Genomic DNA, 2,967 nt, shown 5'->3' on the forward strand with positions numbered 1-2,967 from the left:
AGCACCCTCCGCCGCGAACAAGGCGGCCTCGACCGCCTGATCACCTCCCTCGCCGAAGCCTGGGCCCACGGCCTCACCGTCGACTGGGCGCCCGTCCTCCCGGCCGCGACCGGCGACCTCCCCGACCTCCCCACCTACGCCTTCCAGCGCCGTCACTACTGGCTCCACGACTCCCCCGCCGCCCAGGGCTCCGTGCAGGACTCCTGGCGCTACCGCGTCGACTGGAAGCGGCTCGCGGTCGCCGAGGGCACCGAGAGCCCCGGCCTGTCCGGTCGCTGGCTCGTCGTCGCCCCCGAGGGCCGGTCCTCCGAGGCCGCCCCGGTGCTCGCCGCGCTGTCCGGTGCGGGCGCCGACCCCGTACGGCTGGACGTGTCCGCACCGAGCGACCGGCAGCGGCTCACGGAGGCGCTGGGCGAAGCCCTGGCGGCGGCCGGTGGAGCCGTCGGCGGTGTCGTCTCGCTGCTCGCCTGGGACGAGGACGCGCACCCCGGCCACCCCGCCCCCTTCACCCGGGGCACCGGCGCCACCCTCACCCTGGTGCAGGCGCTGGAGGACGCCGGTGTCGCCGCTCCGCTGTGGTGCGTCACCCGTGGCGCGGTGTCCGTCGGCCGCGCCGACCACATCTCCTCCCCCGCCCAGGCCATGGTGTGGGGCATGGGCAGGGTCGCCGCCCTGGAGCACCCCGAGCGGTGGGGCGGCCTGATCGACCTGCCCGCGGACGCCGGCCCGGCGGCCCTGGACCTCATGGCCACCGTCCTCGCCGGCGGTACCGGTGAGGACCAGGTCGCCGTGCGCGCCTCCGGGCTGCTCGCCCGCCGCCTCGTCCGCGCCGCCCTCCCCGCTCACGGGACGGCTTCGCCGTGGTGGCAGGCCGACGGCACGGTGCTCGTCACCGGTGCCGACGAGCCGGCCGCCGCCGAGGCCGCGCGCCGCCTGGCCCGCGACGGCGCCGGACACCTCCTCCTCCACACCGGCCCCGTGGCGGGTACGGAGGACTCCGACCCCACCGACCCCACCGACCCCACCGACCCCACCGGCCTCACCGGCCTCGTCGCCGAGCTCGCCGACCTCGGCGCGACGGCCACCGTCGTGTCCTGCGACCTCACGGACCGGGAGGCGGCCGCCCGGCTGCTCGCCGGCGTCTCCGACGAGCACCCGCTCAGCGCCGTCCTCCACCTGCCGCCCACCGTCGACTCCGAGCCGCTCGCCGCCACCGACCCGGACGCACTCGCCCGCGTCGTAACCGCGAAGGCCACCGCCGCGCTGCACCTGGACAGCCTGCTGCGGGAGTCCGCGGCGGCCGGACGCCGTGCACCCGTCCTCGTCCTCTTCTCCTCGGTCGCCGCGACCTGGGGCGGCGCCGGACAGGGCGCGTACGCCGCCGGTACGGCCTTCCTCGACGCCCTCGCCGGTCAGCACCGTGCCGAAGGGCCCACCGTGACCTCCGTGGCCTGGAGCCCCTGGGAGGGCAGCCGCGTCACCGAGGGCGCGACCGGGGAGCGGCTGCGCCGCCTCGGCCTGCGCCCCCTCGCTCCCGCGACGGCGCTCACCGCCCTGGACACCGCACTCGGCCACGGCGACACGGCCGTCACGATCGCCGACGTCGACTGGTCGAGCTTCGCCCCAGGCTTCACCACGGCCCGGCCGGGCACCCTCCTCGCCGACCTGCCCGAGGCCCGCCGCGCACTCGACGAGCAGCAGTCGACGACAGCGGCCGACGACACCGCCCTCAGCCGCGAGCTCGGCGGCCTCACCGGTGTCGAACAGCAGCGCCGCATACAGGAGTTGGTCCGCGAGCACCTCGCCGTGGTCCTCAACCACCCCTCCCCCGAGTCCGTCGACACGGGACGGGCCTTCCGTGACCTCGGTTTCGACTCACTGACGGCGGTCGAGCTCCGCAACCGCCTCAAGAACGCCACCGGCCTGGCCCTGCCGGCCACGCTGGTCTTCGACTACCCGACCCCCCGGACACTGGCGGAGTTCCTCCTCACGGAGATCCTGGGCGAGCAGGCCGGATCGGCCGAGCAGCTGCCGGTGGACGGCGGAGCCGACGACGAGCCCGTCGCGATCGTCGGCATGGCGTGCCGCCTGCCGGGCGGTGTCGCCTCGCCGGAGGACCTGTGGCGGCTGGTCGCCGGCGGCGGGGACGCGATCTCCGGCTTCCCGCAGGACCGCGGCTGGGACGTGGAGGGGCTGTACGACCCGGACCCGGACGCGTCCGGGCGTACGTACTGCCGGGCCGGTGGATTCCTGGACGGGGCGGGCGAGTTCGACGCCGACTTCTTCGGGATCTCGCCGCGCGAGGCCCTCGCCATGGACCCGCAGCAGCGCCTCCTCCTCGAAACCTCGTGGGAGGCCGTCGAGGATGCGGGGATCGACCCGACGTCCCTCCAGGGCCGCCAGGTCGGCGTCTTCGCCGGCACCAACGGCCCGCACTATGAGCCGCTGCTCCGCAGCGCCGCCGAGGACCTCGAGGGTTACGTCGGCACGGGCAACGCCGCCAGCATCATGTCGGGCCGCGTCTCGTACGCGCTCGGCCTGGAGGGCCCGGCCGTCACGGTCGACACGGCCTGCTCGTCCTCACTCGTCGCCCTGCACCTCGCCGTGCAGGCCCTGCGCAAGGGCGAGTGCGGGCTGGCGCTCGCGGGCGGCGTGACGGTCATGTCGACGCCGACGACGTTCGTGGAGTTCAGCCGCCAGCGCGGGCTCGCGGAGGACGGCCGCTCGAAGGCGTTCGCCGCGTCGGCGGACGGTTTCGGCCCCGCGGAGGGCGTCGGCATGCTCCTCGTCGAACGCCTGTCGGACGCCCGTCGCAACGGCCACCGGGTCCTCGCGGTCGTCCGCGGCAGCGCGGTCAACCAGGACGGCGCCAGCAACGGCCTCACCGCCCCGAACGGCCCGTCGCAGCAGCGCGTGATCCGGCGGGCCCTCGCCGACGCCCGGCTGACGACCGCCGACGTCGACGTC

1 protein-coding gene is annotated in these 2,967 nt (G+C 76.0%); it reads left to right on the plus strand.

All coding sequences use genetic code 11. The features are described 5' to 3' along the window. On the plus strand, window positions 1-2,967 hold a 2,967-nt coding region (locus IE124_RS33930), incomplete at both ends, for a type I polyketide synthase (RefSeq protein ID WP_189513858.1).

This window comes from Streptomyces narbonensis (assembly GCF_014649015.1).
In the GTDB taxonomy this organism is placed as follows: domain Bacteria; phylum Actinomycetota; class Actinomycetes; order Streptomycetales; family Streptomycetaceae; genus Streptomyces; species Streptomyces narbonensis.